Consider the following 26080-nt stretch of genomic DNA (forward strand, 5'->3'; position numbering starts at 1 on the left):
CGGTCGGCTGAACCGATGCGTGCCGATCGCGTCTTCGCGTACGGCGCCGCCGCCGGCCTTCTCGGTGACCTGCTGCTCGGCGATCCCCGCCGGAGGCATCCGGTCGCCGCGTTCGGGCGGGCCGCGGGTGCCGTGGAGCGGGTGCTGTGGCGGGACCACCGGGGGTGGGGCGCGCTGCACACCGCCGTGTGTGTGGGTGGCGCTGTGTCCCTCGCCGCCGTCGCCGACCGTTCCGTACGGACCTCTCGCATCGCGTCCGTCGCGTTGACCGCCGCCGCCACCTGGTCCGTCGTCGGCGGGACTTCGCTCGGGCGGGAGGCCCGGGCCATCGGCGGGGCGCTCGCCGCCGGGGACATCGAGGTGGCCCGGGAGCGGCTGCCCCACCTGTGCGGGCGGGATCCGCAGGCGCTGGACGCCGACGGGATCGCCCGGGCCGTCGTGGAGTCCGTCGCCGAGAACACCTCCGACGCCGTCGTGGGCGCCCTCGTGTGGGGTGCAGCGGCCGGTGTGCCGGGGCTCATCGGGTTCCGTGCCGTGAACACGCTCGACGCCATGGTCGGGCACAGATCCGCCAAGTACCGGCGGTACGGGTGGGCTTCCGCACGGCTCGACGACGTCGCGGGCTGGCCGGGGGCGCGGCTCACCGCCGTCCTCGCGGCCGTCGCGGGAAGCGATCCGCGCGGGGCCGTACGCGCCTGGCGTGCCGACGCCGTCAAGCACCCGAGCCCCAACGCCGGGCCCGTCGAGGCCTCGTTCGCGGGGGCGCTCGGCGTGCGGCTCGGCGGGACGCTCTCGTACGCCGGAAGGGTCGAGCACCGGCCCGTACTCAATGGTGGAGGGCGGGCCGTGGAGGTCGCGGACATCGAGCGGGCCGTACGGCTCTCGCGGCGCGTGGGCTGGCTCGCGCTCGGCGTGAGTGTCGCCGGACGGCTCCTCGTCAACGGCCTTCGCACGAAGGGGCGTACGTCATGAGTCGGGGAACGAGCGGGGGAACGGGCGGCGGGCTGCTCGTCGCCGGTACCACCTCCGACGCGGGCAAGAGCGTCGTGACCGCCGGGATCTGCCGGTGGCTGGTGCGGCAGGGCGTGAAGGTCGCGCCCTTCAAGGCGCAGAACATGTCGCTCAATTCGTTCGTCACGCGGGAGGGCGCCGAGATCGGGCGGGCGCAGGCCATGCAGGCGCAGGCCGCGCGCGTGGAGCCCACCGCGCTCATGAATCCCGTGCTGCTCAAGCCCGGCAGCGACCGCAGCAGCCAGGTCGTCCTGATGGGCAAGCCCGTCGGGGAGATGAGCGCCCGCGGCTATCACGGCGGGCGGCAGGAACAGCTCCTCGGGACCGTGCTGGAGTGCCTCGCCGAGTTGCGGGGCACGTATGACGCGGTGATCTGTGAGGGGGCGGGCAGTCCCGCCGAGATCAATCTGCGGCGGACGGACATCGTGAACATGGGCATCGCGCGCAACGCGCGGCTGCCCGTGCTCGTCGTCGGCGACATCGACCGCGGGGGTGTCTTCGCCTCCTTCTTCGGGACCGTCGCGCTGCTCTCGCCCGAGGACCAGGCGTGCGTCGCCGGGTTCCTCGTCAACAAGTTCCGCGGGGACGTGTCCCTGCTGGAGCCCGGCCTCGACATGCTCAAGAACCTCACCGGACGTCGTACGTACGGGGTTCTGCCCTTCCAGCACGGTCTGGGCATCGACGAGGAAGACGGGCTCCGGGTCTCGCTGAGGGGCTCGGTCCGGGAGTCCGAGGTCTCCTCCCCCGTCGGCGAGGACATCCTGCGGGTCGCCGTCTGCGCGATCCCGCTGATGTCCAACTTCACGGACGTGGACGCGCTGGCCGCCGAACCGGGCGTCGTCGTGCGGTTCGTGGACCGGGCGGAGGAACTCGTCGACGCGGACCTGGTCGTCGTGCCCGGCACCCGGGGCACGGTCAGGGCCCTGGAGTGGCTGCGGGAGCGCGGCCTCGCGGACGCCCTCGCCAGAAGAGCCGCGCAGGGGCGTCCCGTCCTCGGAATCTGCGGCGGCTTCCAGATCCTCGGCGAGCACATCGAGGACGAGGTCGAGTCGCGCGCCGGCCGGGTGGACGGGCTCGGACTCCTGCCCGTGCGCGTCCGGTTCGCGCGGGAGAAGACCCTCACCCGGCCCGTCGGCGAGGCGCTCGGCGAGCCCGTCGAGGGGTACGAGATCCACCACGGGGTCGCCCAGGTCACCGGCGGCACACCCTTCCTCGACGGCTGCCGGGTCGGCGAGGTCTGGGGCACCCACTGGCACGGCTCGCTGGAGTCGGACGGCTTCCGCCGGGCCTTCCTTCGCGAGGTGGCGGCCGCCGCGGGGCGCCGCTTCGTACCGGCCGCCGACACGTCGTTCGGGTCGCTGCGCGAGGAGCAGCTGGACCGGCTCGGCGATCTGATCGAGGAACACGCGGACACGGACGCGCTGTGGCGGCTCATCGAGTCCGGCGCGCCGACAGGACTGCCCTTCATTCCACCGGGAGCACCCGCATGAGCACAGTGTTGTTGTTGTCGACCGCCGACACGGATCTGCTGGCGGCGCGCGCCGCCGGCGCCGCGTACCGGATCGGCAATCCCACCCGCGTGGATGTCGCGGAGGAGCTTCCCGCGCTGGTCCGGGGCGCGGACGTCGCCGTCGTACGACTGCTCGGCGGCAAGCGTGCCTGGGAGGACGGGCTCGCCGCGCTCAAGGCGTCCGGCATCCCGACCGTGCTGCTCGGCGGGGAGTCCGTCCCCGACGCGGAGTTGATGGCCGAGTCGTCCGTGCCCGCCGGTGTGGTCGCGGAGGCGCTGCGCTACCTCGTCGAGGGCGGCCCGGAGAACCTGGCCGAGCTGGCCCGCTTCCTCTCCGACACCGTGCTGCTGACGGGCGAGGGCTTCGAAGAGCCGCGGAAGATGCCCGAGTTCGGGGTCCACGGCGAGCGCGCGTACGTCGAGGGCCGTCCGACCGTGGGCGTGCTCTTCTACCGGGCCCACCAACTGAGCGGCAACACCGCTTTCGTGGACACCCTGTGCGACGCGATCGAGGCCCGGGGCGCCAACGCCCTTGCCGTGTACTGCGGTTCGCTGCGCGACGCCGACGCGGGCCTGTACGAGATCCTCGGCAAGGCCGACGCGCTGGTCGCGACGGTCCTCGCCGCCGGTGGCACGCACGCCTCGCAGGCGTCCGCGGGCGGTGACGAGGAGGCGTGGGACATCGGCGCGCTCGCCGACCTCAACGTCCCTGTCCTGCAAGGGCTCTGCCTGACCTCGTCGCGGGCGGCCTGGGCCGGGTCCGACGCCGCCCTCTCCCCCATGGACGCGGCGATGCAGGTCGCGATCCCCGAGTTCGACGGACGCCTCATCACGGTCCCGTTCTCCTTCAAGGAGCAGGGTCCCGACGACGTTCCGGTGTACGTCGCCGACCCCGAGCGGGCCGCGCGGGTCGCCGGAATCGCCGTGCGCCACGCCCGGTTGAAGCACAAGCCCAACGCGGAGAAGAAGCTCGCGCTCGTCTTCACCGCCTATCCGACCAAGCACTCCCGGGTCGGCAACGCGGTCGGTCTCGACACCCCCGCCTCGGCGGTACAGGTCCTCGACGCGCTGCGGGACTCCGGGTACTCCCTGACCGAATACCCGGACAACGGCGACGAGTTGATCCACCGGCTCATCGCGGCCGGCGGCCACGACGTCGAGTGGCTGACCGAGGAGCAGCTCGCCTCGGCCCCCGCGCGCGTGCCGCTCGCCGACTACCGGGCCTGGTTCGACAAGCTCGACCCCGACCTGCGCGACGGGATGCTGGAAGCCTGGGGCGAGCCGCCGGGCAACCTGTACGTGGACGGCGACGACATCGTGCTGGCCTCCCTCCAGTTCGGGAACGTCGTCGTGATGATCCAGCCGCCGCGCGGTTTCGGCGAGAACCCGATCGCGATCTACCACGACCCGGACATGCCGCCGTCGCACCACTACATGGCCGCGTACCGCTGGCTGGACAACAGCTTCGGCGCCGACGCCGTCGTACACATGGGCAAGCACGGCACGATGGAATGGCTGCCGGGCAAGGGACTTGGGCTCAGCGGCGGCTGCGCGCCGGACGCCGTCCTCGGCGAACTGCCCCTGGTCTACCCCTTCATCGTCAACGACCCCGGCGAGGGCACCCAGGCCAAGCGCCGCGGCCACGCCACGGTCGTCGACCACCTCGTACCGCCGATGGCGCGCGCGGACACGTACGGCGATCTGGCGAAGCTGGAGCAACTCCTCGACGAGTACGCGCTCGTGTCGGACCTGGACCCGACGAAGGCCCCGGCCGTGCGGGCCCAGATCTGGACGCTGGTCAAGGCGGCCGAGCTGCACCACGACCTGCATGTGGACGACCAGCCGGACGACGAGGCCTTCGACGAGTTCGTCATGCACATCGACGGCTATCTGTGCGAGATCAAGGACGTGCAGATCCGCGACGGCCTGCACATTCTCGGCGGCGGCCCGGAGGCCGAGCCGCGGGTGAACCTCGTACTGGCCGTGCTGCGGGCCTCTCAGGTGTGGGGCGGGACAGCGAACGCACTGCCGGGTCTGCGGGCCTGTCTCGCCGAGCACTTCGGGCTGGTCGAGAAGGAGTTGCTGGGCGAGCCCGGTGCGCCGCTGAAGGTGCCGGTCGAGCTGAGCGACCTGGTCTCCGGCCCCTCGCGGTCGGCGGCCGACGCGATCGACCTCCTTGAGCAGCTGTGCCGGCGGTTCGCGGAGGGCATGGAGGAGCGCACCTGGGACGCGGCGGCCGTGCCCGCTCTCGTGCGCGAGGTCCTGGGCACCGAACTCCCGGACGCCGTCGCGGTGTTGGAGTTCGCGTGCCGTGAGGTGGTGCCGCGTCTCGCGCGCACGACGGACGAGATCGACCACATCCTCCTTGCCCTGAACGGCGGTTACGTCCCGGCGGGCCCCTCGGGTTCACCGACCCGCGGACTCGTGAACGTCCTGCCGACCGGCCGCAACTTCTACTCGGTCGACCCCAAGGCGATCCCGTCCAGGCTGAGTTGGGAAGTCGGGCAGGCGCTCGCCGACTCGCTCGTGCAGCGGTATCTGCAGGACACCGGCGACTACCCGAAGTCCGTCGGTCTGACGGTCTGGGGCACCTCCGCGATGCGCACCCAGGGCGACGACATCGCGGAGATCCTGGCGCTGCTGGGCTGCCGGCCGGTGTGGGACGACGCCTCGCGGCGCGTCACCGGCTTCGAGGTCGTCGGCCTGGAGGAGCTGGGCCGCCCGCGCATCGACATCACGGTCCGCATCTCCGGCTTCTTCCGGGACGCCTTCCCGCATGTGGTCGGGCTGATCGACGACGCGGTACGGGCGGTGGCCGACCTGGACGAGCCCGCCGACCGCAACTACGTCCGCGCGCACGCCGACGAGGACACCGCCGAGCACGGCGACCGACGGCGCGCGACCTCCCGCATCTTCGGCTCGAAGCCCGGCGCGTACGGGGCCGGCCTCCTCCCCCTCATCGACGCGCGCAACTGGCGCTCCGACGCCGACCTCGCCGAGGTGTACGCGGTGTGGGGCGGCTACGCGTATGGGCGCGGGCTCGACGGGCGGGCGGCGCGCGGGGACATGGAGACCGCGTTCAAGCGCATCGCCGTGGCCGCCAAGAACGTCGACACCCGCGAGCACGACCTCGTCGACGCGGACGACTACTTCCAGTACCACGGCGGCATGGTCGCCATGGTCAGGCACCTGACGGGCGCGAGCCCCGAGGCGTACGTCGGCGACTCCGCCACCCCCGACCAGGTCAAGACCCGCACCCTCGGCGAGGAGACCCACCGGGTCTTCCGCGCCCGCGTGGTCAACCCGCGCTGGATGGCGGCCATGCGGCGCCACGGCTACAAGGGGGCCTTCGAGATGGCGGCGACCGTCGACTACCTCTTCGGGTACGACGCCACGGCCGGGGTCGTGGACGACTGGATGTACGAGAAGCTCAGCGCGGAGTACGTCTTCGACGCGGAGAACCGGGACTTCATGAAGAAGTCCAACCCCTGGGCCCTGCGCGGCATCACGGAGCGGCTCCTGGAGGCGGCGGACCGCGGGCTGTGGGCCGAGCCGGACGCGGAGACGCTGGAGCGGCTGCGCGCCACGTACCTGGAGCTCGAAGGCGACTTGGAGGGCGACGACCAGTGAGTACCCCCTTTCCGTTCACGGCTGTCGTCGGGCAGGACGACCTGCGGCTCGCGCTGCTCCTGAACGCCGTGTCACCCGCGGTCGGCGGTGTGCTCGTCCGCGGCGAGAAGGGCACCGCCAAGTCGACGGCTGTGCGCGCGCTTTCGGCGCTCATGCCCGAGGTGGACGTCGTCGCCGGGTGCCGGTTCTCGTGCGCCCCCGCCGCTCCCGACCCGGCGTGCCCGGACGGGCCGCACGAGGTGGGCGCGGGGGTCCAACGGCCCGCGCGCATGGTCGAGTTGCCCGTCGGCGCCTCCGAGGACCGGCTCGTCGGCGCGCTGGACATCGAGCGGGCGCTCGCCGAGGGCGTGAAGGCCTTCGAGCCGGGCCTGCTGGCCGACGCGCACCGCGGAATCCTGTACGTGGACGAGGTCAACCTCCTCCACGACCACCTGGTCGACCTGCTGTTGGACGCGGCCGCGATGGGTGCCTCGTACGTGGAGCGCGAAGGTGTCTCCGTACGGCATGCCGCGCGGTTCCTGCTGGTGGGGACCATGAACCCCGAAGAGGGCGAACTGCGGCCTCAGTTGCTCGACCGGTTCGGGCTGACGGTCGAGGTGGCCGCCTCTCGCGAGCCCGACCAGCGGGTCGAGGTCGTGCGGCGACGGCTCGCGTACGACGACGATCCGGACGGCTTCGCGGGGCGCTGGGCCGACGAGGAGACGTCGGTACGGGCGCGGATCGTGGCCGCGCGGAAGCTGTTGCCGTCGGTCGTGCTCGGCGACGGGCCGCTGCGGCAGATCGCGGCGACCTGTGCGGCCTTCGAGGTGGACGGCATGCGGGCCGACATCGTGATGGCCCGGACCGCCACCACGCTGGCCGCGTGGGCCGGGCGCACGGAAGTGATCGCCGAGGACGTACGGCAGGCCGCGCTGCTCGCGCTGCCGCACCGGCGGCGGCGAAACCCCTTTGACGCGCCGGGACTTGACGAGGACAAGCTCGACGAGACGCTGGAGGAGTTCGGGGGCGGGGACGGCTCCAACGGCTCGGGGGGATCGGATGATTCCGGCGACTCCGGCGACGAGGATCCGGATCCGGACGGGCCCGACGGGGGCGGCGCGCAGCCGCCTCAGGAAGGGCCCGACGGCGGCAACGACGACGGCAGCGGCGAGAGTTCCGGTGAGGTGCCCGCGCAGGGCGAGCCCTCCGAGAGCGGGCAGGCGCCGTCGCCCGGCGCGGGCGAGCAGGCTCCCGTACGGGCCGCCGAACCCTTCCGTACGAAGGTGCTGAGCGTGCCGGGCCTCGGCGAGGGCGCTGCCGGTCGGCGGTCGCGGGCGCGGACCGAGCACGGGCGGACCACCGGGGCGCGCCGCCCCCAAGGGGCCCTCACCAAGCTGCACTTGGCGGCCACCGTGCAGGCCGCGGCCCCGCATCAGCGGGCGCGCGGCCGGTCGGGGCCGGGTCTCGTGGTCCGGCGCGACGATCTGCGGCAGGCCACGCGTGAGGGGCGCGAGGGGAACCTCGTGCTGTTCGTCGTGGACGCCTCCGGGTCCATGGCGGCCCGGCAGCGGATGAGCGCGGTCAAGGGCGCGGTGCTGTCGCTGCTCCTCGACGCCTATCAGCGGCGGGACAAGGTGGGGCTCGTGACCTTCCGCGGGTCGACGGGCGAGGTCGCGCTGCCGCCCACCTCTTCGGTGGACGCCGCCGCGGTACGGCTGGAGTCGCTGCCCACCGGCGGGCGTACGCCGCTCGCCGCCGGGTTGCTGCGGGCGCACGACGTGCTGCGGGTGGAGCGGTTGCGGGATCCGGCCCGACGGGCGCTGATGGTCGTGGTGACGGACGGGAGGGCGACCGGCGGGCCCGAGCCGGTGAACCTGGCGGGACGGGCCGCTCGGCTGTTCGCCGCCGACGGCGTCGCGTCCGTGGTCGTCGACTGCGAGTCCGGGCCCGTACGGCTCGGACTCGCCGGGCAGCTCGCGGATGAACTCGGCGGTACGGCCGTCACGTTGGACGAGCTGCGGGCCGACTCGATCGCCGGGCTCGTCAGGGATGTTCAGGGCAACAGCAGGAGGGCCGCGTAATGCCGCAGGGACAGCCGAGTGTGGTGCCCGACGACGGGCTGACGACTCGTCAGCGGCGGAACCGGCCGCTCGTGGTCGTGCACACCGGGATCGGCAAGGGCAAGTCCACCGCCGCCTTCGGGCTCGCACTGCGGGCCTGGAATCAGGGCTGGCCCATCGGGGTCTTCCAGTTCGTCAAGTCCGCGAAATGGAAGGTCGGCGAGGAGAACGCGCTCCGGGTGCTGGGTGCTTCCGACGAGGGCGGGGCCGTCGACTGGCACAAGATGGGCGAGGGGTGGTCCTGGGTTCAGCGGGATGCCCAGATGGACAACGAGGAGAAGGCCAGGGAGGGCTGGGAGCAGGTCAAGCGGGATCTGGCTGCCGAGACCTACAAGCTGTACGTGCTCGACGAGTTCGCGTACCCCATGCACTGGGGGTGGATCGACGTCGACGAGGTCGTCTCCGTGCTGCGGGACCGGCCCGGGACCCAGCATGTCGTGATCACCGGGCGCAACGCCCCCGAGAAGCTCGTCGAACTCGCCGACCTCGTGACGGACATGTCCAAGGTCAAGCACCCCATGGACGCCGGTCAGAAGGGGCAGAGGGGCATCGAGTGGTGAGTTCTTCCGTCCCCCGGCTGGTCATTGCCGCGCCCTCCTCGGGCAGCGGCAAGACCACCGTCGCCACGGGGTTGATGGCCGCGTTCGCCTCGCGGGGGCTTGCCGTGTCCCCGCACAAGGTGGGGCCCGACTACATCGATCCCGGGTATCACGCGCTCGCCACCGGGCGGGTGGGGCGGAATCTCGACGCGTATCTGTGCGGGGCGGAGTTGGTCGCGCCGCTGTTCGCCCATGGGGCGCGGGGGTGTGATCTCGCTGTCGTCGAAGGCGTGATGGGGCTGTTCGACGGGGCCGCCGGGGAAGGGGAGCTGGCCTCCACCGCTCATGTGGCGAAGTTGCTGCGGGCGCCTGTGGTGTTGGTCGTGGACGCCTCTTCTCAGTCGCGGTCCGTGGCCGCGCTGGTGCATGGGTTCGCCTCGTGGGATCCGGAGGTGCGGATCGGTGGGGTGATCCTCAACAAGGTGGGGTCCGAGCGGCATGAGGGGATGCTGCGGGAGGCGTTGGACGCGTCCGGGGTGCCTGTGCTGGGTGTTCTGCGACGGGTTGAGCAGGTGGGGACGCCTTCTCGGCATCTGGGGCTGGTGCCGGTCGCCGAGCGGCGGGCTGAAGCGGTGGGGGCTGTTGCCGCGATGGCTGCTCAGGTGCGGGCTGGGTGTGATCTGGATGCGTTGTTCGCGTTGGCGCGTGGGGCCGGGGCGTTGGCTGGTGACACGTGGGATGCGGGTGAAGCCTTGGCTCTTTCGCCCCCGCCGCCCCTTCCCGTTCCCGTCCCTGGGGGCTCTGCCCCCAGACCCCCGGATCGCGCTGAACGCGCTCGTCCTCAAACGCCGGACGGGCTGAATAGGCCGAGGGTTGCCGTTGCGGGTGGGGCCGCCTTCACTTTTTCCTACGCCGAGCATGCCGAGTTGCTTGCCGCCGCCGGGGCCGAGGTCGTCACCTTCGATCCGCTTCGGGATGAGGAACTGCCCGAGGGGACGCGGGGGTTGGTCATCGGGGGCGGGTTTCCCGAGGTGTACGCGCCTGATCTGTCGGCCAATCAGCCGCTGCGCGAGGCCGTTGCCTCGCTCGCCCGGAGCGGGGCTCCCGTCGCGGCCGAGTGTGCGGGGCTGCTGTATCTCTCGCGTGAGCTCAACGGCCTGCCGATGTGTGGGGTGATCGACGCGAAGGCGCGGATGGACGAGCGGCTGACGCTGGGGTATCGGGATGCCGTCGCCGTGTCCGACAGTGTGCTGGCCGAGGCCGGCAGCCGGATGCGCGGGCACGAGTTTCACCGGACCGTCGTGGAGCCCGGGGCGGGGGTCGCTCCGGCCTGGGGCGTGCGCGTTCCGGTGCGGCGGGTCGAAGGTTTCGTACAGCAGGGCGTGCATGCGAGTTATCTGCATACGCACTGGGCGTCGGCGCCCGGTGTCGCCCGTCGGTTCGTGGAGAGGTGTGTCGGGTCATGGGCAACAGCAGGCTGATCGGGGTCGGGGTCGGGCCCGGGGATCCCGAGCTCGTGACCGTCAAGGGGGTCAACTGCCTTCGGGCGGCCGACGTTGTCGTCGTGCCCGTCATGGCCGCGTCCGATGGGACGGATGGCGGGGAGCGGGGGCGCGCCGAAGCCACCGTGCTGCACTACGTGTCCGAGGACAAGGTCGTACGCGTCGTCTTCGCGCTCAACGAGCGGTCCGACCGGGGGCGCCGCGAGGCCGCCTGGGACGCCGCCGGGGCGCGGGTGGCCGAGCTGCTGCGTACGCACGGAACCGTGGCCTTCGCGACCATCGGCGACCCGAACGTGTACTCCACGTTCACCTATCTCGCGCAGACCATCACGCACGCCGTACCGGGGACCGTCGTCGAGACCGTGCCCGGTATCACCGCCATGCAGGATCTCGCCGCCCGGTCCGGGGCCGTGCTGACGGAGGGCACCGAGCCGTTGACGCTCGTGCCCGTCACCGCCGGGGCCGGTGCGCTCAAGGACGCGCTCAACGGGCCCGGGACCGTCGTCGCGTACAAGTTCGGGCGGCTGGCGCAGGAGGTCGCCGCGGCGCTGCGGGAGACCGGGCGGCTCGACGACGCCGTGTGGGGGTCGGCGTTGGGGCTGCCGGAGGAGTCCATCCGGCCCGCGGCCGAACTGGACGGGGCGACGCTGCCGTATCTCTCGACGCTCATCGCGCCCGCGCGGCGCGACGGCGGACGCGGCGGCAAGCTGTGACTCCCGTCAGAGCGGTGACTTTCGTCGGAGGGCTGTATCCGCTCGCCTCACTCCGCGATGCCCACCACCAGCCAGATGAAGGCCGCACCCGCGATCGTGCACAGGAGCGTGGAGCGGGCCGGGTGTTCGTGGTGGGCCTCCGGGAGGATCTCGGCCGCGGCGAGATAGAGCAGCGCGCCGCCGAAGAAGCCCAGATAGCCGCCGAGCAGATGTTCGGGGATCGTGAACAGGAGCGTCGAGGCGGCGCCCACGACCGGGGCCGCCGCGTCCGCGAACAGCATCGCGACCGCCTTGCGGCGGGCGTTCCCGTACAGGGTCGTGATCGTGTACGTGTTGAAGCCGTCCGCGAAGTCGTGGGCGATCACGGCGACGGCCACGGCCGCTCCCATGCCGCCGCCGACCTGGAAGGCCGCACCGATCGCCACACCGTCCATCGCGCTGTGACCGACCATCGCGGCGGCGGCCGTCAGGCCCACCTCGGGCGCGCGGCCGTTGTGTTCCTCCCCGCCGTGCGCCGCCTGGCGGACGGCCAGCAGGCGTTCCACCAGGTGGGCCAGCAGGAAGCCCGCCACGAAGAGCAGCAGCGCGGCCGGTACGCCGAAGATCTCGTCGCCGGCCGCGTCGAGCGCCTCCGGCAGCAGGTCCAGGCCGACAACGCCCAGCATCAGGCCGCCTGCCAGACCGAGTACGAGGTGGCGGCGGTCGGTGACGCGTTGCGCCGTCCAGCCGCCGGCCAGCGTCATGAGGAACGCGCCGAGCGCGACGAACACCGCCATACGCCCTTGCTATCCGATCGACCCGCGTTCACGCACGTTCGCCGCACGCCCGAGACCGCATGGCTTCCGGAATACGTGCGATGACGTCCCGAAGCGCCCCCGAAAACCCCCGCATTACCCGCAGCACTACCCGCAGTATCCGTAGGAGAGGACCCCATCCCATGGCCGATGCCCCCACCGGCAAGGTGACCTTCGTCGGGGCCGGGCCCGGTGCCGCCGACCTGTTGACGTTCCGTGCCGCGCGCGCCATCGCCGAGGCCGACGTCGTGATCTGGGCGGCCAGCCTGGTGCAGGCCGAGGTCCTCGAACACGCACGCGCGGGGGCGGAGATCCTGGACTCGGCGACGATGTCGCTGGAGGACGTCGTCGCCGTCTACGAGCGGGCCGCCGGGGCCGGGCTGAAGGTCGCCCGCATCCACTCCGGCGACCCCGCGCTCTGGGGCGGCACGCAGGAGCAGGTCGACCGGTGCGCGGAGATCGGCATCGAGACCGAGATCGTGCCCGGTGTCTCCTCCTTCTCCGCCGTCGCCGCGCTCGCCCAGCGGGAGCTGACCATCCCCGAGGTCGCGCAGTCCGTGATCCTCACCCGGCTCGGCGGCGGCAAGACGCCCATGCCGCCCGGCGAGGAAGTACGGGAGTTCGCGCGGCACGGGACCACGATGGCGCTGTTCCTGTCGGCCGCCCGCAGCGGGCAGCTCGTACGGGAGCTGCTGGAGGGCGGCTATCCGACGTCGACGCCGGTCGTGGTCGCGTACCAGGCGACCTGGCCGGAGGAGCTGATCGTGAAGTGCACGATCGGCACACTGGAGGAGACCGTCAAGGAGCACAAGCTCTGGAAGCACACCCTGTTCCTGGTCGGCCCGGCCCTCGACGCGCACGGCACTCGCTCGCACCTCTACCACCCCGGCCACTTCCACGGCTTCCGCAAGGCGGACCCCGAGGCCCGCAGGGCGCTGCGGACGCAGGGCGCGCGGGGTACGCAGAGTCCCCAGGATGCGCAGGGTCCACGGGACGCGCAGGGCGTGACGCCGTGATCACCGTCGTCGGTACGGGCACGGGGGCGCCCCTGCCTCCGGACGCCGGGGCCGCGTTGGCCGGGGCGGGGCTCGTCGTGGGTGGCCGGCGCCATCTGGCCGCCGCGACGACGATCCCGGACACCGCCGAGCGGGTCGTCCTCGGTCCGCTCGCGCCCGCCCTCGACGCGATCGAGCAGTTCCTGGAGAAGCCCGCGGACCAGGGGCGGGCCGTCGTGCTGGCCTCCGGAGACCCCGGGTTCTTCGGGATCGTCAGGGCCCTCGCCGAGCGTTTCGGGGCCGAGCGGCTTGAGGTCCATCCGGGGGTCTCGTCCGTCGCCACCGCCTTCGCGCGGATCGGGCTGACCTGGGACGACGCGGTGGTCGTGAGCGCGCACGGGCGCGATCTGCGCACCGCCGTGAACGTCTGCCGGGCCCATCCCAAGGTGGCGGTACTGACCGGCCCGGGCTCCGGACCCGCGGAACTCGGGGCCGCGCTGCGGTCCAGCGGGCGGGTGCTGGTGGTGGCTTCGGCGCTGGGGGCGGGCGCCGACTCGGGAGCGGCCTCAGCCTTGAACGCAGGCGCCGCCTCGGGCTCGGGTGCCTCCTCGGGCTCGGGCGCTGGCACCGGCACCGGATCCGCCCCGGCCGCGGGCTCCGTCACTCACTCCGGGGAGCGAGAGCGCGTCGAGCGGGTCACGCCCGCCGAGGCCGCCGCCCGGGACTGGGGACCGGCGGTGAGCGTCGTGCTCTGTCTCGACGAGACTCGCGTCCTCTCCCCCATGCGTGCGATCGCGGGACCGCCGCCCGGGCCCGCCCAATGGGCTCTGGAGGAAAGCGAGTTCACCCACCGAGACTCGATGATCACCAAGTTCGAGGTGCGGGCGCTGGCGCTGGCCCGGCTCGGGCCGCGGCTCGGTGAGCATGTGTGGGACATCGGCGCGGGCTCCGGCTCGGTCGCCGTGGAGTGCGCACGGCTCGGGGCCGCCGTGACCGCGGTGGAGAAGACCCTGGACGGGGTGGAGCGGGTCCGCGCCAACGCCGCCGCGCACGGGGTCGACGTGACCGCCGTGCACGGCGCCGCGCCGACCGTGCTGTCCGACCTGCCCGACCCCGACGCCGTGTTCATCGGCGGGGGCGGCCGGGAACTGCCCGCCATCGTGACCGCCTGTGCCCGGCGGGCTCGGCGGTCGGTCGTCGTGGCGATGGCCGCCCTCGACCGGGTTCCGGCGGTCCGGGACGCGCTCGTCGCGGCCGGGCTCGACTGTGACGGCGTACTGCTGCAGTCGTCCCGGCTGGCGCCGCTGCCTGGGGATGTCACCCGGCTCGCGGCCACCAATCCCGTTTTCCTGCTGTGGGGCGTCCGGCCTCCGGCACGCAGCGAAGGAGTTGCTCAGTGATCGGCCTGATTTCCGCGACGGCCGCCGGTTCGGCGGGCTGTCGGCGGGTGGCCTCGGCCTGGCCGGGCCGTACCCGCGTGTACGAGGGCCCCGTGGGGGATGCCGTGCGGCGGGCCTTCGCGGAGTGTGAGCAGCTCGTGTGCTTTCTCGCCACGGGGGCCGTGGTGCGGCTCGTCGCGCCGCTGCTCATCGACAAGGCGTCCGATCCGGGGATCGTGTGCGTCGACGAGGGCGGCCGGTTCGCGGTGTCCCTGGTCGGGGGCCACGGCGGCGGAGCGAATGAACTCGCCCGCGAGGTGGGCGAGTTGCTCGGTGCGGAGCCTGTCGTGACGACGGCGACCGACTCCGTGGGTGTGCCGGGGCTCGACACGCTCGGCCTGCCGGTCGAAGGGGATGTGGCGGGGGTGTCCCGGGCCATGCTGGACGGGGAACCGGTCGCGCTGAACGCCGAGTTGGCCTGGCCGCTGCCGCCGCTGCGGGTCGCCGAGACCGGGGCTTACTCAATTCGCGTCAGCGACAAGGCTGTTGAGCCGAACGAGCGCGAGGTCGTGCTCCGGCCGCCCTCCCTCGTCGTCGGCGTCGGCGCCTCCAAGGGTGCCCCCGTCGACGAAGTGCTCGGGCTCATCGAGGACGCGCTGCGGGACGCCGGTCTTTCGGTGAAGTCCGTCGCCGAGCTCGCCACCGTGGACGCCAAGGCCGAGGAGCCCGGCATTCTCGGGGCGGCCGAGCGGCTCGGGGTGCCCGTGGTGACGTACGGCGCCGAGGAGTTGGCGGCGGTCGACGTGCCGAACCCCTCGGACGCGCCCCTCGCCGCCGTCGGCACCCCGTCGGTCGCGGAGGCGGCTGCCCTCCTGCGCGGCGGCGAACTCCTCGTCCCCAAGCGCAAGTCGGCCGCGAGTCCCGCGATGGCGACCTGCGCGGTCGTACGCAGGCCGGGGCGCGGGCGGCTCGCGGTGGTCGGCCTCGGTCCGGGCGCCCGGGACCTGCTGACGCCCCGCGCGAAGGACGAGCTGCGCCGCGCCTCGGTGCTCGTCGGGCTCGACCAGTACGTCGACCAGATCCGCGACCTGCTCCTGCCGGGCACCCGGATCCTGGAGTCGGGGCTCGGGGCCGAGGAGGAGCGGGCCAGGACCGCCGTGACCGAGGCCCGGCTCGGGCAGGCGGTCGCGCTGATCGGCAGCGGTGACGCGGGGGTGTACGCGATGGCGTCGCCCGCGCTCGCGGAGGCGTCCGACGACATCGACGTGGTCGGGGTGCCCGGGGTGACCGCCGCGCTCGCGGCCGGGGCGATCCTGGGCGCGCCGCTGGGCCACGACCATGTGTCGATCAGCCTCTCCGACCTGCACACACCGTGGGAGGTCATCGAGCGCCGGGTGCGCGCGGCGGCCGAGGCCGACCTGGTCGTCACCTTCTACAACCCGCGCAGCCGGGGCCGCGACTGGCAGCTCCCCAAGGCGCTCACCATTCTCGCCGGGCACCGGAAGCCGACGACGCCTGTGGGAGTCGTGCGCAACGCCTCGCGGCCGGACGAATCCAGCCGTGTCACCACCCTCGCGGGACTCGACCCGGCGACGGTGGACATGATGACGGTGGTGACCGTGGGCAACACGGCGACCCGTGAGATCGCCGGCCGCATGGTGACGCCCCGCGGCTACCGCTGGCAGGAGGAGCCCAAGTGAGCGCAGTGAGCCGGGTGTTCCCGGAGAGCGGGGTCGCGGACCCCGGGACCCGCATCACGGACCCCGAAACCCGGGTCGTGCACCCCATCGAGCAGGAGTCCTTCCGGCGGCTGCGGGCCCGCCTGGACACCTCGCACTTCCCGCCGCTGACCCGGGCCGTCGTGGAGCGGGTGATCCACTCCGCGGCCGACCTCGACTACGCGAGCGATCTGGTGACCGACGAGGCCGCCCTTGAGAAGGCACACCGGGCGCTGCACGACGGGGCGCCCGTCGTCGTGGACGTGGAGATGGTCGCCGCGGGCATCACCCGGCGCGACACCGTGTGCCGTCTCAAGGACGCCGTGTCCGGTCCGGGGCTGACCCGTTCGGCCCACGCCATCCGGCTCGCGTACGAGCAGGTCGGGCCAGGCGCGCTCTGGGTGATCGGCTGCGCCCCGACCGCGCTGGAGGAGCTCCTCACCCTGGACGCCGCCCCGGCGCTCGTCATCGGGCTGCCCGTCGGTTTCGTCGGCGCGGCGGAGTCCAAGGCCGCGCTGCGCGAGAGCGGGCTGCCCGCCGTGAGCAACGTGTCCGAGAAGGGCGGTTCGGCGGTCGCCGCCGCCGCGCTCAACGCCCTGCTGTACCACCCCGTGTCCCATCCCGCGTCCCCTTCCGTGGCCCCTGTGCCCCGGGCCGAGTCCCACCCCGCGCCCGAGGCCGAGTCCCGGGCCGGTTCCCCGTCCAAGTCCAAGGAGAAATCGTGACCACCCCCGCCCCCGCCCTGCTCATCGCCGGACACGGCACCCGGGACGACGCGGGTGCCGAGGCCTTCCGCGACTTCGTACGGGAACTGGGCCGCCGCAACCCCGGACTGCCCGTCGCGGGCGGCTTCATCGAGCTCTCCCCGCCGCCGCTCGGCGACGCCGTGACCGAACTGGTCGAGCAGGGCGTGCGCCGGTTCGCGGCCGTCCCGCTGATGCTGGTGTCCGCCGGGCACGCCAAGGGCGACATCCCGGCCGCGCTGACCCGCGAGAAGGAGCGGCACCCCGGGATCTCGTACACGTACGGGCGTCCGCTGGGCCCCCACCCGGCGCTGCTGACGGTGCTGGAGCGGAGGCTCGACGAGGCGCTCGGCGGTTCGGCGCGGACCCCCGCGGACCGTGCCGAGGTGACCGTGCTGCTCGTCGGGCGCGGCTCGACCGACCCGGACGCCAACGCCGAAGTGCTCAAGGCGGCACGGCTGTTGTGGGAGGGGCGGGGGTACGCGGGCGTGGAGACGGCGTTCGTGTCGCTGGCCGCGCCGGACGTGCCGTCGGGCCTGGACCGCTGTGTGAAGCTGGGCGCACGCCGGATCGTGGTGCTCCCCTACTTCCTGTTCACGGGTATCCTCCCGGACCGGGTGCGGCAGCAGACCGAGGGGTGGGCCGCCGCGCATCCGGAGGTCGACGTGGTCTCCGCCGATGTCATCGGGCCGGAGCCGGAGTTGCTCGACCTGGTCATGGAGCGCTATCGGGAGGCGGTCGAGGGTGATCTGCGGATGAACTGCGACTCGTGCGTCTACCGCATCGCGCTGCCCGGGTTCGAGGACAAGGTGGGGCTCCCCCAGCAGCCGCACTTCCACCCGGACGACGACGATCACCACCACGACGGGCACCACCACGGGCATCACCACCACGACGGCCACGCACCCTCCCATGCACACTGAGAGGGACGACAGAGACGGCCCGGGCGGACGCTACGGCCCCGGCGACGGCGGACAGGGCGTCGGGGCACGGGCCACCGGCGGACCAGGCTCCGGCGGACACGGTGACGGGCACGACCTCCGGCACCACGGCGACGCCGAGGTGCGCGACGACGGCTCGGCGCTCGTCGACCTCGCGGTGAACGTCCGCGCGGACACTCCGCCGGCCTGGCTGCGCGAGCGGATCGCCGGGTCGCTGACCGGGCTCGCCGCCTACCCGGACGGGCGGGCCGCGCGGGCCGCGGTGGCGGCGCGGCACGGGCTGCCCGTGGAGCGGGTGCTGCTCACGGCGGGCGCGGCCGAGGCCTTCGTACTGCTGGCCCGCGCTCTGAAGGTCCGTCAACCCGTCGTCGTGCACCCGCAGTTCACCGAGCCGGAGGCGGCTCTGCGGGACGCGGGGCACACCGTGGACCGGGTGCTCCTGCGGGCCGAGGACGGCTTCCGGCTCGACCCGTCGGCCGTCCCCGAGGACGCGGACCTGGTCGTGATCGGCAACCCGACCAACCCGACGTCCGTCCTCCACCCGGCCGCCCTGATCGCCGAACTCGCCCGTCCAGGGCGGACGTTGGTGGTCGACGAGGCGTTCATGGACGCGGTACCGGACGAGCGGGAAACCCTCGCGGGTCGTACGGACGTGCCGGGTCTGGTGGTGCTGCGCAGCCTCACCAAGACGTGGGGCCTCGCGGGGCTGCGCATCGGGTACGTCCTGGCCTCCCCCGAGACGATCACCGAGCTCGAACGGGCCCAGCCGCTCTGGCCGGTGTCCACGCCCGCGCTCGCCGCCGCCGAGGCCTGTATGACCCCGCGGGCACTGGCAGAACAGGAGCACGCGGCCCGTCACGTCGCGATCGACCGGGCCCATCTGGTCGCCGGGCTGAGGGAGTTCGCCTCCGACGGCGTCCTGGTAGCGGAGCCCGCGGAGGCGCCGTTCGTCCTCATCGGGCTCCCCGGGGCGGCGGCCGTCCGTGCCCGGCTGCGCCGACTGGGCTTCGCCGTGCGGCGCGGCGACACCTTCCCGGGCCTCGACGACACCTGGCTGCGCCTGGCGGTGCGCGACCGCGCGACGGTCAACCGCTTCCTCCAGGCCCTGGACCAGGCCCTCAGCCTGCGGGACCGCTGACGCGGACACCACCGCGCCTGACGGGACTCCTGAGCCGGCGCGGGTGGCGTGTTGCCCGGGCGAATCCCGTGCTGCGGCGCGGGTGGCACATTGCCCCGCAGCGCGGGAGTCGCCCGGGCTATGCGCCTCCGGGCCCTCGTGGCACCGACGACGGATGCGGGCGCGGTGCGCGGTGCGCCGCCGGATGCCGGCGCGGTGGGCGCGTTCGCCTGTACGGGCGCCGGGCGCGCGAACTTCCCTCTGCCACCGAGGAGTTCGCGCGCCTGGGCCGCCTAGCCCGTCCAGGCCGCCTAGCCCGTCCGGGCCGACGGGCCGTCCAGGCCGCCGGGCCGCCTGGGCCGTCCGGGCCGTCGAGGGTGTGCTCAGCCCCTCTTGCGGCGGGCCAGTACGACCGCTCCGCCGCCCGCCGCCAGCAGGGCGACCGCGCCCGCGGCAACGTACGGTGTCGCCGAACTGCCGCCGGTCTCGGCGAGGTTGGCCTCCTCGGCGGGCGCGCCCTGCGGCTTCACCTCGGTCGCGGGCTCGACGGGGTCGGCGGACGCGGGTGCGGCCGGTGCCTCGCAGGTGGCCTCGGCGAGGGTGATCGTGCCCTCGACCTCGGCGACGTTCAGCTTCAACGGGTTGATGGAGACCTTGAGTTGGAGCGCGGTGGCCGCGGCCGTACGCGAGGTGGTGCGGGTCGACGCCAGGTCCAGGCGCACCTCGCCGACGCCGGGCACCTTCACCTCGGTCGGGCCACCGGCGGTCACCGTGGTCTTCTTGCCGAGGACCGTCACCGCGCCCAGCGGATTGGCGGTGGCGACCGGCTTCTCGCCCGCCGCGCAGACCGCCTTCGCGCTGACCTGCTCGATCTCGATGAGGGACAGCAGGGGCAGCCCCGGCACATGCACCTTGGCATGGGCGAGGGTCACCGAGCCCTCGGCCTTCTTCGCGGAGACCTTCGCGCTCGACCGGGCGACCTCCGCGCCCAGCACGGTGAACGGCTGCCCGCCGTCGACTCCGTCCAACTTGGCGGTGAGCGCGGTCTTTTCGGCGCTGTCCGGCGCCTGTACGTCGTTGAGCGAGACCGTGAGCGGGACGTTCACGGACTTGTTAAGCAGGGAGACGTCGAGCCCGGTGCGCAGGACCACGGCACTGGCGCGGCCGTGGTCGTCGGTCGCGTGGGCCGGGCCCGCGCCGGCCAGGGCCGCGGGACCTGCGGCCAGGACGGTGGCCGCCGCGGTGGCGGCGAACCTGCGTGCGGGCATGCGCGCGGGCATGCGTGCGGGCATGCGGAAAGCGTTGCTGTTCAAGGTGGTGGGACCCCCACGGGAGACAGAACTGGAGACGCGACGCCGCCGGACGCTCCACGCACGGGGACCTGTGGGGAGCAGCACCGACGGCGTCGATGCGGGAATCCTTACGCACGGAGAGTGAACAGTCAGCAAGCTGACGGGAGTTCACTCATACGTGGAGTTTCCGTGCGCTTCTTCGAATCACTCGGCACGTGCGTTCCTCATCTCCACCCGGATGCCCGAACCGGCTCGAACGCGCCGGAGCATGCGCGGAAGTGCATAACGAGCGGGCCGGGCGGATGGTTACGTTCTGTCAACGCAGGTCCTAGCCGACGACCTTGCCGTTCAGCACCACCCGTCGGGGCGCCGCCAGCACCCGTACGTCCGCCCGCGGGTCTCCCTCGTACACGACGAGGTCGGCCGGTGCTCCCTCGTCCAGGCCGGGCCGTCCCAGCCAGGCCCGGGCGCCCCACGCCGTCGCCGACAGCGCCTCGACGGGCGGGATTCCGGCGGTCACCAGCTCGGCGACCTCGCCCGCCACCAGTCCGTGCGCGAGCGTGCCGCCCGCGTCGGTGCCGACGAACACGGGGACACCGGCGTCGTACGCGGCGCGCACGGTGTCGTAGCGACGCTCGTGCAGCCGCCGCATGTGCGCCGACCACTGGGGGAACTTGGCCTCGCCACCGGCCGCGAGCTGCGGGAAGGTGGCGATGTTGACGAGGGTCGGGACGATGGCGACGCCGCGTTCGGCGAAGAGCGGGATGGTGTCATCGGTCAGGCCCGTGGCGTGCTCGATGCAGTCGATGCCCGCCTCCACCAGGTCCCGCAGGGAGTCCTCGGCGAAGCAGTGCGCGGTGACCCGGGCGCCCAGCCGGTGTGCCTCGGCGATCGCCGCCTCGACCTCGGCGCGGGGCCAGCAGGCGCCGAGGTCGCCCGTCTCACGGTTGAGCCAGTCCCCCACGAGCTTTACCCAGCCGTCGCCCCGGCGGGCTTCCTGGGCGACGTACGCGACGAGGTCGTCCGGCTCGATCTCGTGGGCGAAGCCGCGGATGTAGCGGCGGGTGCGGGCGATGTGGCGGCCCGCCCTGATGATCTTCGGGAGGTCCGCGCGGTCGTCGATCCAGCGGGTGTCGGTCGGCGAGCCCGCGTCGCGGATGAGCAGGGTGCCGGCCTCGCGGTCGGTCAGGGCCTGCTTCTCCGCGATGTCGTCTGCGACTGGGCCGCCGGGGCCGAGGCCCACGTGGCAGTGGGCGTCCACCAGTCCGGGCAGGGCCCAGCCGTTGACTGTGCGGATGTCACGGGCGCCTGGTGGGCGCTCGTAGGTGATTCTGCCGCCGACGATCCAGAGCTCGTCCCGGATGTCGTCGGGGCCGATGAGTACACGGCCCTTTACGTGCAGTACCGCCGCCTGATCACTCATGAGTGCACTTTAGTTCGGCGACCACGGGTTGGCTGTGGCTGGTTGCGCCCAGGCGGCGGAGCCGCAAATCGATACAGCCCCGCGCCCCTACGGGGCGCTGTCCTCCTCCACGTCCGCCATCGCCGGGTCCAGAAGGCGGGACAGGAAGTGGCGGGTCCGCTCGTGGGTCGGGTTGCCGATCACCTGGGCCGGGGTGCCGTCCTCGACGATCACGCCGGCGTCCATGAAGACGACGCGGTCGGCGACCTCGCGGGCGAAGGTCATCTCGTGGGTGACGACCATCATCGTCATGCCCTCGCGCGCGAGCATGCGCATGACGGCGAGTACGTCTCCCACCAGCTCCGGGTCGAGGGCGGAGGTGGGCTCGTCGAAGAGCATCACCTCGGGGCCCATGGCGAGCGCGCGGGCGATGGCGACGCGCTGCTGCTGGCCGCCGGAGAGGGAGGCGGGGTACGCGTCCGCCTTCTCGGAGAGGCCGACGCGCCGGAGGTTCTCGGCGGCGACCTTCGAGGCCGCCTCCTTGTCGCGGCCGAGCACCCGGCGCTGCGGCAGCGTGAGGTTCTCGGTCACCGTCAGGTGCGGGAAGAGGTTGAACTGCTGGAACACCATGCCGATCCGGCGGCGTACGGCGTCGATGTCCACGTCCGGGTGGGTCACTTCGGTGCCGCCGACGAAGACCTGGCCCTTGGTGGGCTCTTCGAGGAGGTTCACGCAGCGCAGGAGCGTGGACTTGCCGGAGCCGGAGGGGCCGATGACGCACACGACCTCGCCGGAGCGGACCTCCAGGTCGATGCCGCGCAGCACTTCGTTGTCGCCGAACGACTTGTGCAGGCCGCGGACCTGGATCTCCGGCGTGCCGCTCGCGTCCTTCGTGAGGTCCGGACTGCTCGTAGTGCTCACTTGGTGGCCTCCCCGGCCTTCGCCTCAAGGCGGCGTACGACGAAACCGAGCGGGATCGTGACCAGCAGATAGCACAGGCCCGCCACCAGGATGGGTGTCGAGTTGGCGGTCTCGCTGGCCAGGTCGCGGCCGAACTTGGAGAGTTCGCGCTCCTCCAGCGTGACCCCGAGGAACAGCACCAGCGAGGAGTCCTTGAAGAGGAGCACCAACTCGTTGGTGAGCGGCGGGATCACGATCCGGAACGCCTGCGGAATGATGATCGAGACCATGGCCCGGGCATGCGAGAAGCCCAGCGAACGGGCCGCCTCCATCTGCCCCTTGGGCACGGCCTGGATGCCCGCGCGGATCGTCTCCGCCATGTACGCGGCGGCGACGAGGCCGAGCGCGAGCGCGACCTTTCCGTACGTGCCGCCGGGGATCTCCGTGCCGGGGAACGCCAACGGCACGGCGACGCCCACGAAGATGAAGATCAGCAGGGCGGGCAGCCCGCGGAAGATCTCGATGTAGATACCGGCCAGCCAGCGGTACGGCCCCACGGAGGAGAGCCGCATCAGGGCGACGACCACGCCGAGGGCGAGGCCGAAGACGAAGCCGGACACCGTGTAGAGGACGGTGTTCTTCAGCGCCAGCGTGATGATGTCCGGGAACATCCGCTCGGCCAGGTCGACCTGGGCGAACTGGTTCTGCAGCTGCTCCCAGTCGGCCGTGACCGCGAAGGCGACCAGCGCGGCGACGAACACCGCGTACTGGACGCCCCGCGACACGGCCCGCTTCTGACGTCTGGTCAGACCGCTTCTGCGTGGCTGGACCTTGGTGTCCGTCTCACTCATGAGGCGGCGGACGGGGAAGCGGAGGCGGCGTCCTCGTCGTACGGGCCGATCCACTTCTCGTACAGCTTCTTGTACGTGCCGTCCGCCTTCGCGTCCGCCAGCGCCTTGTTGATGGCGTCGGCGAGCTTGGTGTTGCCCTTCTTCACCGTGACGCCGTACTCCTCACCGGTGTTGATGTTGTCGGCGACCTCGAAGGCGTCCGCGTTGGCCTTGTCCTTCAGCCAGCCCTGGACGACCGGGTAGTCGATGACGACGGCCTTGACCTGGCCGGTGCGCAGGCCGTTGAGGAGCGCGTCGGAGGACTCGAAGGAGACCGGGTCGAGCCCCTTGCTCTTCGCGAACTCCTCGCCGGTGGTCTGCGCCTGGGCGCCGACCTTCTTGCCCTTGAGGTCCGCGAGGGAGGAGATGCCGCTCTTCTTGTCGGCCAGGACGGCCTGGGTGGCCTCGAAGTACGGGTCGGAGAAGTCGACGTTCTTCTTGCGCTCGTCGGTGATCGTCATGCCGGCCGCGGCGAGGTCGCACTGGCCGGCGTTGAGGGACCCGCCGGTCTTGAAGTTCTCGAAGGGCTGGTCGAGGATCACCTGCTTCACGCCCAGGTCCTTGGCGACCAGGTCGATGATCGAGACGTCGAAGCCCTGCACCTTGCCGTCGATCTCCGACTGGAACGGCGGGTACGGCAGGTGCGTGCAGGTGGTGAGCTGTCCGCCCTTCACCAGCTCGACCCCGTTCGCGGTGGTCTTCTTGCCCCCGTCGTCGTCCGAAGAACAGCCTGCGACGAGCAGCAGCCCGGCCGTCGCGGTGGTGGCGGCCAGGATGCGGGACCGGCGCCCGAGGACCATCTTCACGGGGGTTGACCTCCTGTGGGGGAACTGTGGCTTCTGATTATAAGGAAAGGTTTGAGGCTCTCAAACCATTCCCATGGCGGTTGAGCCGTCCGGCCTCAGAAGTCGTCGGTGGGGCGGGCGGGGACCCGCCCGTTACGCTCGTGTGCGTCTACCCCGTGAGCGCCATCCGTGAACAGCGCTATCCGTAAACGAAGAGAGCACTGCTGTGACCCATCCCCTCCTGGACCTGGCGCCGCTGAGCGCCGCGCACTTCGCGTCGATCGAGGACCGCGTGGCGCGGCTGCTCTCCACCGAACAGGACGTCCTGATCACCCAGGGCGAGGCGCTGCTGCCGCTGGAGGGAGCCATTCGCGGCGCCGCGGGGCCCGGCACGACGGCTCTCAACGTGATCACCGGTCCGTACGGGCAGACGTTCGGCGACTGGCTGAGGGACTGCGGCGCGACGGTGTACGACCTGGCCGTCCCCTTCCACACGGCGGTCACGGCCGCGCAGATCCAGGAGGCCTTCGCCGAGCACCCCGAGATCGACTTCGTCTCCCTCGTCCACGCGGAGGCGGCCACCGGCAACACCAACCCGGTCGCGGAGATCGGCGAGGTCGTACGGGCGCACGGTGCGCTGTTCTACCTGGACGCGGTGGCGTCGATCGGCGCGGAGCCGGTGCTGCCGGACGCGTGGGGCGTGGACCTGTGTGTGATCGGCGCCCAGAAGGCGATGGGCGGGCCGGCCGGGGTCTCCGCGGTCTCGGTGAGCTCGCGCGCCTGGGCCCGGATGGCCGCCAACCCGCAGGCTCCGCGCCGCTCCTACCTCTCCCTCCTGGACTGGAAGGAGCGCTGGATCGACGGCGGTCGGCGGGCACTTCTGCACGCTCCGGCCCAGTTGGAGATGCTCGCGCTGGAGGCGTGTGTGCTCCGTATCGAGGAGGAGGGGCTCGACACGGTGATGTCCCGCCACGCGGCGGCTGCCGCCGCGACCCGGGAGGGGGTGCGCGCGCTGGGCACCGGGTTCGAGCCCTACGTGTACGAGGCCTCTGCGGCGGCTCCGGTCGCTACGACGTTGCGGACCCCGGAGGGGGTCGACGCCTCCGGGTTGGTGGCCAGGGCGTTGGCCGCCGACCCCTCGCTGCCGCTCGCCGCGGGTGGCGGCGCCCTGGCCAAGGAGATGATCCGGGTCAACCACTACGGCCCCGCGGCAACCCTGGACGCCGTCCAGTCCTCCCTTTCGGCACTGCGTACGGCGCTGACCGAGGCCTGATTTCACCTGCGGGCGGGCTAAGGGCTGGGTGCGCGGTTCCTCGCGCCCCTAAAAGACAAAGGCCAGGGGCGCAGGCCCACTTTTCCAGAGGCGCAGGCCCACTTTTCAGGGGCGCGAGGAACCGCGCACCCAGCTGAAACGAACCCGCACCGAACAAACCACGCCAACCCCCACCCACCCAGGGGCGCGAGGAACCGCGCACCCCAACCCAATACGAACCCGCACCCCCAAGGAACCACGCCGGAGGCACCCCGCGTCCTTCGCGGCATGACCGGCATGATCAGAAACCGTGTGACCGGCCGCCGAGTGACGAGAACCGTGCTGTCGGCAGAGGCGGAGACCATCGCCGACCTGCACTCCCGCGCACGGGCGACGTACTACCCGGCCGGGACGCCCCAGGACGGCACGGACTGGGTCGAGGCCTGGCGCCGCGCCATCGAGCGCCCCGACGGACACGTGCTCTGCACGGTCCACGAGGGTCGCATCGTGGCCATCGCCTCGTTCCGCACCGCGGAAGGCGCGCCCTCCGACACCGTCCAGCTGTTCCAGTTGCACGTCGACCCCGCCCACTGGCGCACGGGCCTCGGAACCGCCCTGCACGCCGAGTGCGTGGAGCAGTGGCGGGCCGACGGCAGGCGGACCGCGACGCTCGACGTGCACGTGGACAACGAGCGGGCCCGGGACTTCTACACCCGCCGCGGCTGGGTGCCGGACCCGGATAGTCCACCGCTCGCGGGCGATCACCATCTCGCCCTGCGCTACGCCGTGGGCACGGCCTCCGCCCGGGAATGAACCGAGGCAATTGAACGTTCACGGACTGAGCGGAGGGTGCCTCCGTGTCCGTACG

General features: G+C 72.4%; 21 protein-coding genes. 15 read left to right on the forward strand and 6 right to left on the reverse strand.

From position 1 onward, the window contains the following. Window positions 1–15: 15 nt before the first annotated feature. The 7 genes from ACN20J_RS12895 to cobI are packed head-to-tail and all read left to right on the forward strand — an operon-like array spanning window position 16 to window position 11004. Window positions 16–972, forward strand: a complete 957-nt coding sequence (locus ACN20J_RS12895) for a cobalamin biosynthesis protein (protein WP_419665917.1) — start codon at window positions 16–18, stop codon at window positions 970–972. Beyond that, window positions 969–2501, forward strand: coding sequence for a cobyric acid synthase (locus ACN20J_RS12900; RefSeq protein ID WP_419665918.1), 1533 nt, complete (start codon window positions 969–971; stop codon window positions 2499–2501). The genes ACN20J_RS12895 and ACN20J_RS12900 overlap by 4 nt, the downstream gene beginning before the upstream one ends. After that, the gene (gene cobN, locus ACN20J_RS12905; protein ID WP_419665919.1) at window positions 2498–6151 is read left to right on the forward strand and encodes a cobaltochelatase subunit CobN; all 3654 of its coding nucleotides are present in this window, start codon (window positions 2498–2500) and stop codon (window positions 6149–6151) included. Before ACN20J_RS12900 ends, cobN begins: the two co-directional genes overlap by 4 nt. Continuing rightward, complete coding sequence (locus ACN20J_RS12910; protein ID WP_419665920.1) at window positions 6148–8211, forward strand: putative cobaltochelatase; 2064 nt, start codon at window positions 6148–6150, stop codon at window positions 8209–8211. Before cobN ends, ACN20J_RS12910 begins: the two co-directional genes overlap by 4 nt. Continuing rightward, window positions 8211–8810, forward strand: a complete 600-nt coding sequence (gene cobO, locus ACN20J_RS12915; RefSeq protein WP_055616201.1) for a cob(I)yrinic acid a,c-diamide adenosyltransferase — start codon at window positions 8211–8213, stop codon at window positions 8808–8810. Before ACN20J_RS12910 ends, cobO begins: the two co-directional genes overlap by 1 nt. Next, entirely contained in the window at window positions 8807–10270 is a 1464-nt protein-coding gene (locus ACN20J_RS12920) for a cobyrinate a,c-diamide synthase (protein ID WP_189840575.1), read from the forward strand. The genes cobO and ACN20J_RS12920 overlap by 4 nt, the downstream gene beginning before the upstream one ends. After that, window positions 10252–11004 carry a precorrin-2 C(20)-methyltransferase gene (gene cobI / locus ACN20J_RS12925; protein WP_419665921.1) on the forward strand — a complete coding sequence of 251 codons (753 nt, stop codon included), beginning with the start codon at window positions 10252–10254 and terminating at the stop codon, window positions 11002–11004. The genes ACN20J_RS12920 and cobI overlap by 19 nt, the downstream gene beginning before the upstream one ends. A 47-nt stretch (window positions 11005–11051) precedes the next feature. Here cobI and ACN20J_RS12930 read toward each other — a convergent pair whose 3' ends face one another. Next, entirely contained in the window at window positions 11052–11780 is a 729-nt protein-coding gene (locus tag ACN20J_RS12930; protein WP_055613083.1) for a ZIP family metal transporter, read from the reverse strand. A gap of 161 nt (window positions 11781–11941) precedes the next feature. On the opposite strand from ACN20J_RS12930, the gene cobM reads away from it, so the two are divergent. From cobM to cobC, 6 genes are read left to right on the forward strand one after another with little or no spacing between them, the layout of a single operon-like run. Next, window positions 11942–12814, forward strand: coding sequence for a precorrin-4 C(11)-methyltransferase (cobM, locus tag ACN20J_RS12935; protein ID WP_419665922.1), 873 nt, complete (start codon window positions 11942–11944; stop codon window positions 12812–12814). After that, window positions 12811–14193 (forward strand): precorrin-6y C5,15-methyltransferase (decarboxylating) subunit CbiE, encoded by a 1383-nt coding sequence (gene cbiE / locus ACN20J_RS12940; protein ID WP_419665923.1) that lies wholly within the window; start codon window positions 12811–12813, stop codon window positions 14191–14193. Before cobM ends, cbiE begins: the two co-directional genes overlap by 4 nt. Next, complete coding sequence (cobJ, locus tag ACN20J_RS12945) at window positions 14190–15872, forward strand: precorrin-3B C(17)-methyltransferase (protein WP_419665924.1); 1683 nt, start codon at window positions 14190–14192, stop codon at window positions 15870–15872. The genes cbiE and cobJ overlap by 4 nt, the downstream gene beginning before the upstream one ends. A gap of 53 nt (window positions 15873–15925) precedes the next feature. After that, window positions 15926–16615 carry a precorrin-8X methylmutase gene (locus ACN20J_RS12950; RefSeq protein WP_419668874.1) on the forward strand — a complete coding sequence of 230 codons (690 nt, stop codon included), beginning with the start codon at window positions 15926–15928 and terminating at the stop codon, window positions 16613–16615. After that, window positions 16612–17556: a sirohydrochlorin chelatase gene (locus tag ACN20J_RS12955; protein ID WP_419665926.1), complete on the forward strand. Its 945-nt coding sequence runs from the start codon at window positions 16612–16614 to the stop codon at window positions 17554–17556. Before ACN20J_RS12950 ends, ACN20J_RS12955 begins: the two co-directional genes overlap by 4 nt. Beyond that, on the forward strand, window positions 17546–18712 hold the full coding sequence (gene cobC, locus ACN20J_RS12960; RefSeq protein WP_419665927.1) for an Rv2231c family pyridoxal phosphate-dependent protein CobC: 1167 nt from the start codon (window positions 17546–17548) through the stop codon (window positions 18710–18712). Before ACN20J_RS12955 ends, cobC begins: the two co-directional genes overlap by 11 nt. A gap of 362 nt (window positions 18713–19074) precedes the next feature. On the opposite strand, the gene ACN20J_RS12965 is transcribed toward cobC, so the two are convergent. The 5 genes from ACN20J_RS12965 to ACN20J_RS12985 form a co-directional block, all read right to left on the reverse strand. Continuing rightward, window positions 19075–19983 (reverse strand): SCO1860 family LAETG-anchored protein, encoded by a 909-nt coding sequence (locus tag ACN20J_RS12965; RefSeq protein ID WP_419665928.1) that lies wholly within the window; start codon window positions 19981–19983, stop codon window positions 19075–19077. Between the two features lie 328 nt (window positions 19984–20311). Beyond that, the gene (locus ACN20J_RS12970; protein WP_189840567.1) at window positions 20312–21406 is read right to left on the reverse strand and encodes an amidohydrolase family protein; all 1095 of its coding nucleotides are present in this window, start codon (window positions 21404–21406) and stop codon (window positions 20312–20314) included. Between the two features lie 87 nt (window positions 21407–21493). After that, complete coding sequence (locus tag ACN20J_RS12975) at window positions 21494–22306, reverse strand: amino acid ABC transporter ATP-binding protein (RefSeq protein WP_308437150.1); 813 nt, start codon at window positions 22304–22306, stop codon at window positions 21494–21496. Beyond that, window positions 22303–23136: an amino acid ABC transporter permease gene (locus tag ACN20J_RS12980; RefSeq protein WP_189840566.1), complete on the reverse strand. Its 834-nt coding sequence runs from the start codon at window positions 23134–23136 to the stop codon at window positions 22303–22305. The genes ACN20J_RS12975 and ACN20J_RS12980 overlap by 4 nt, the downstream gene beginning before the upstream one ends. Beyond that, a complete protein-coding gene (locus tag ACN20J_RS12985) occupies window positions 23133–23981 on the reverse strand; it encodes a transporter substrate-binding domain-containing protein (RefSeq protein WP_189840565.1) in 849 nt (282 codons plus the stop codon). Before ACN20J_RS12985 ends, ACN20J_RS12980 begins: the two co-directional genes overlap by 4 nt. Window positions 23982–24186: 205 nt before the next feature. Between ACN20J_RS12985 and ACN20J_RS12990 the strand changes: the two genes are divergently transcribed. Both ACN20J_RS12990 and ACN20J_RS12995 read left to right on the forward strand, forming a co-directional pair. Beyond that, window positions 24187–25233, forward strand: coding sequence for a pyridoxal-phosphate-dependent aminotransferase family protein (locus ACN20J_RS12990; protein WP_419665929.1), 1047 nt, complete (start codon window positions 24187–24189; stop codon window positions 25231–25233). Between the two features lie 276 nt (window positions 25234–25509). Continuing rightward, entirely contained in the window at window positions 25510–26025 is a 516-nt protein-coding gene (locus tag ACN20J_RS12995; protein WP_419665930.1) for a GNAT family N-acetyltransferase, read from the forward strand. Window positions 26026–26080 lie beyond the last annotated feature (55 nt).

The sequence above is a fragment of the Streptomyces sp. 2-1 genome, from assembly GCF_048564895.1.
GTDB classification, from domain to species: domain Bacteria; phylum Actinomycetota; class Actinomycetes; order Streptomycetales; family Streptomycetaceae; genus Streptomyces; species Streptomyces phaeochromogenes.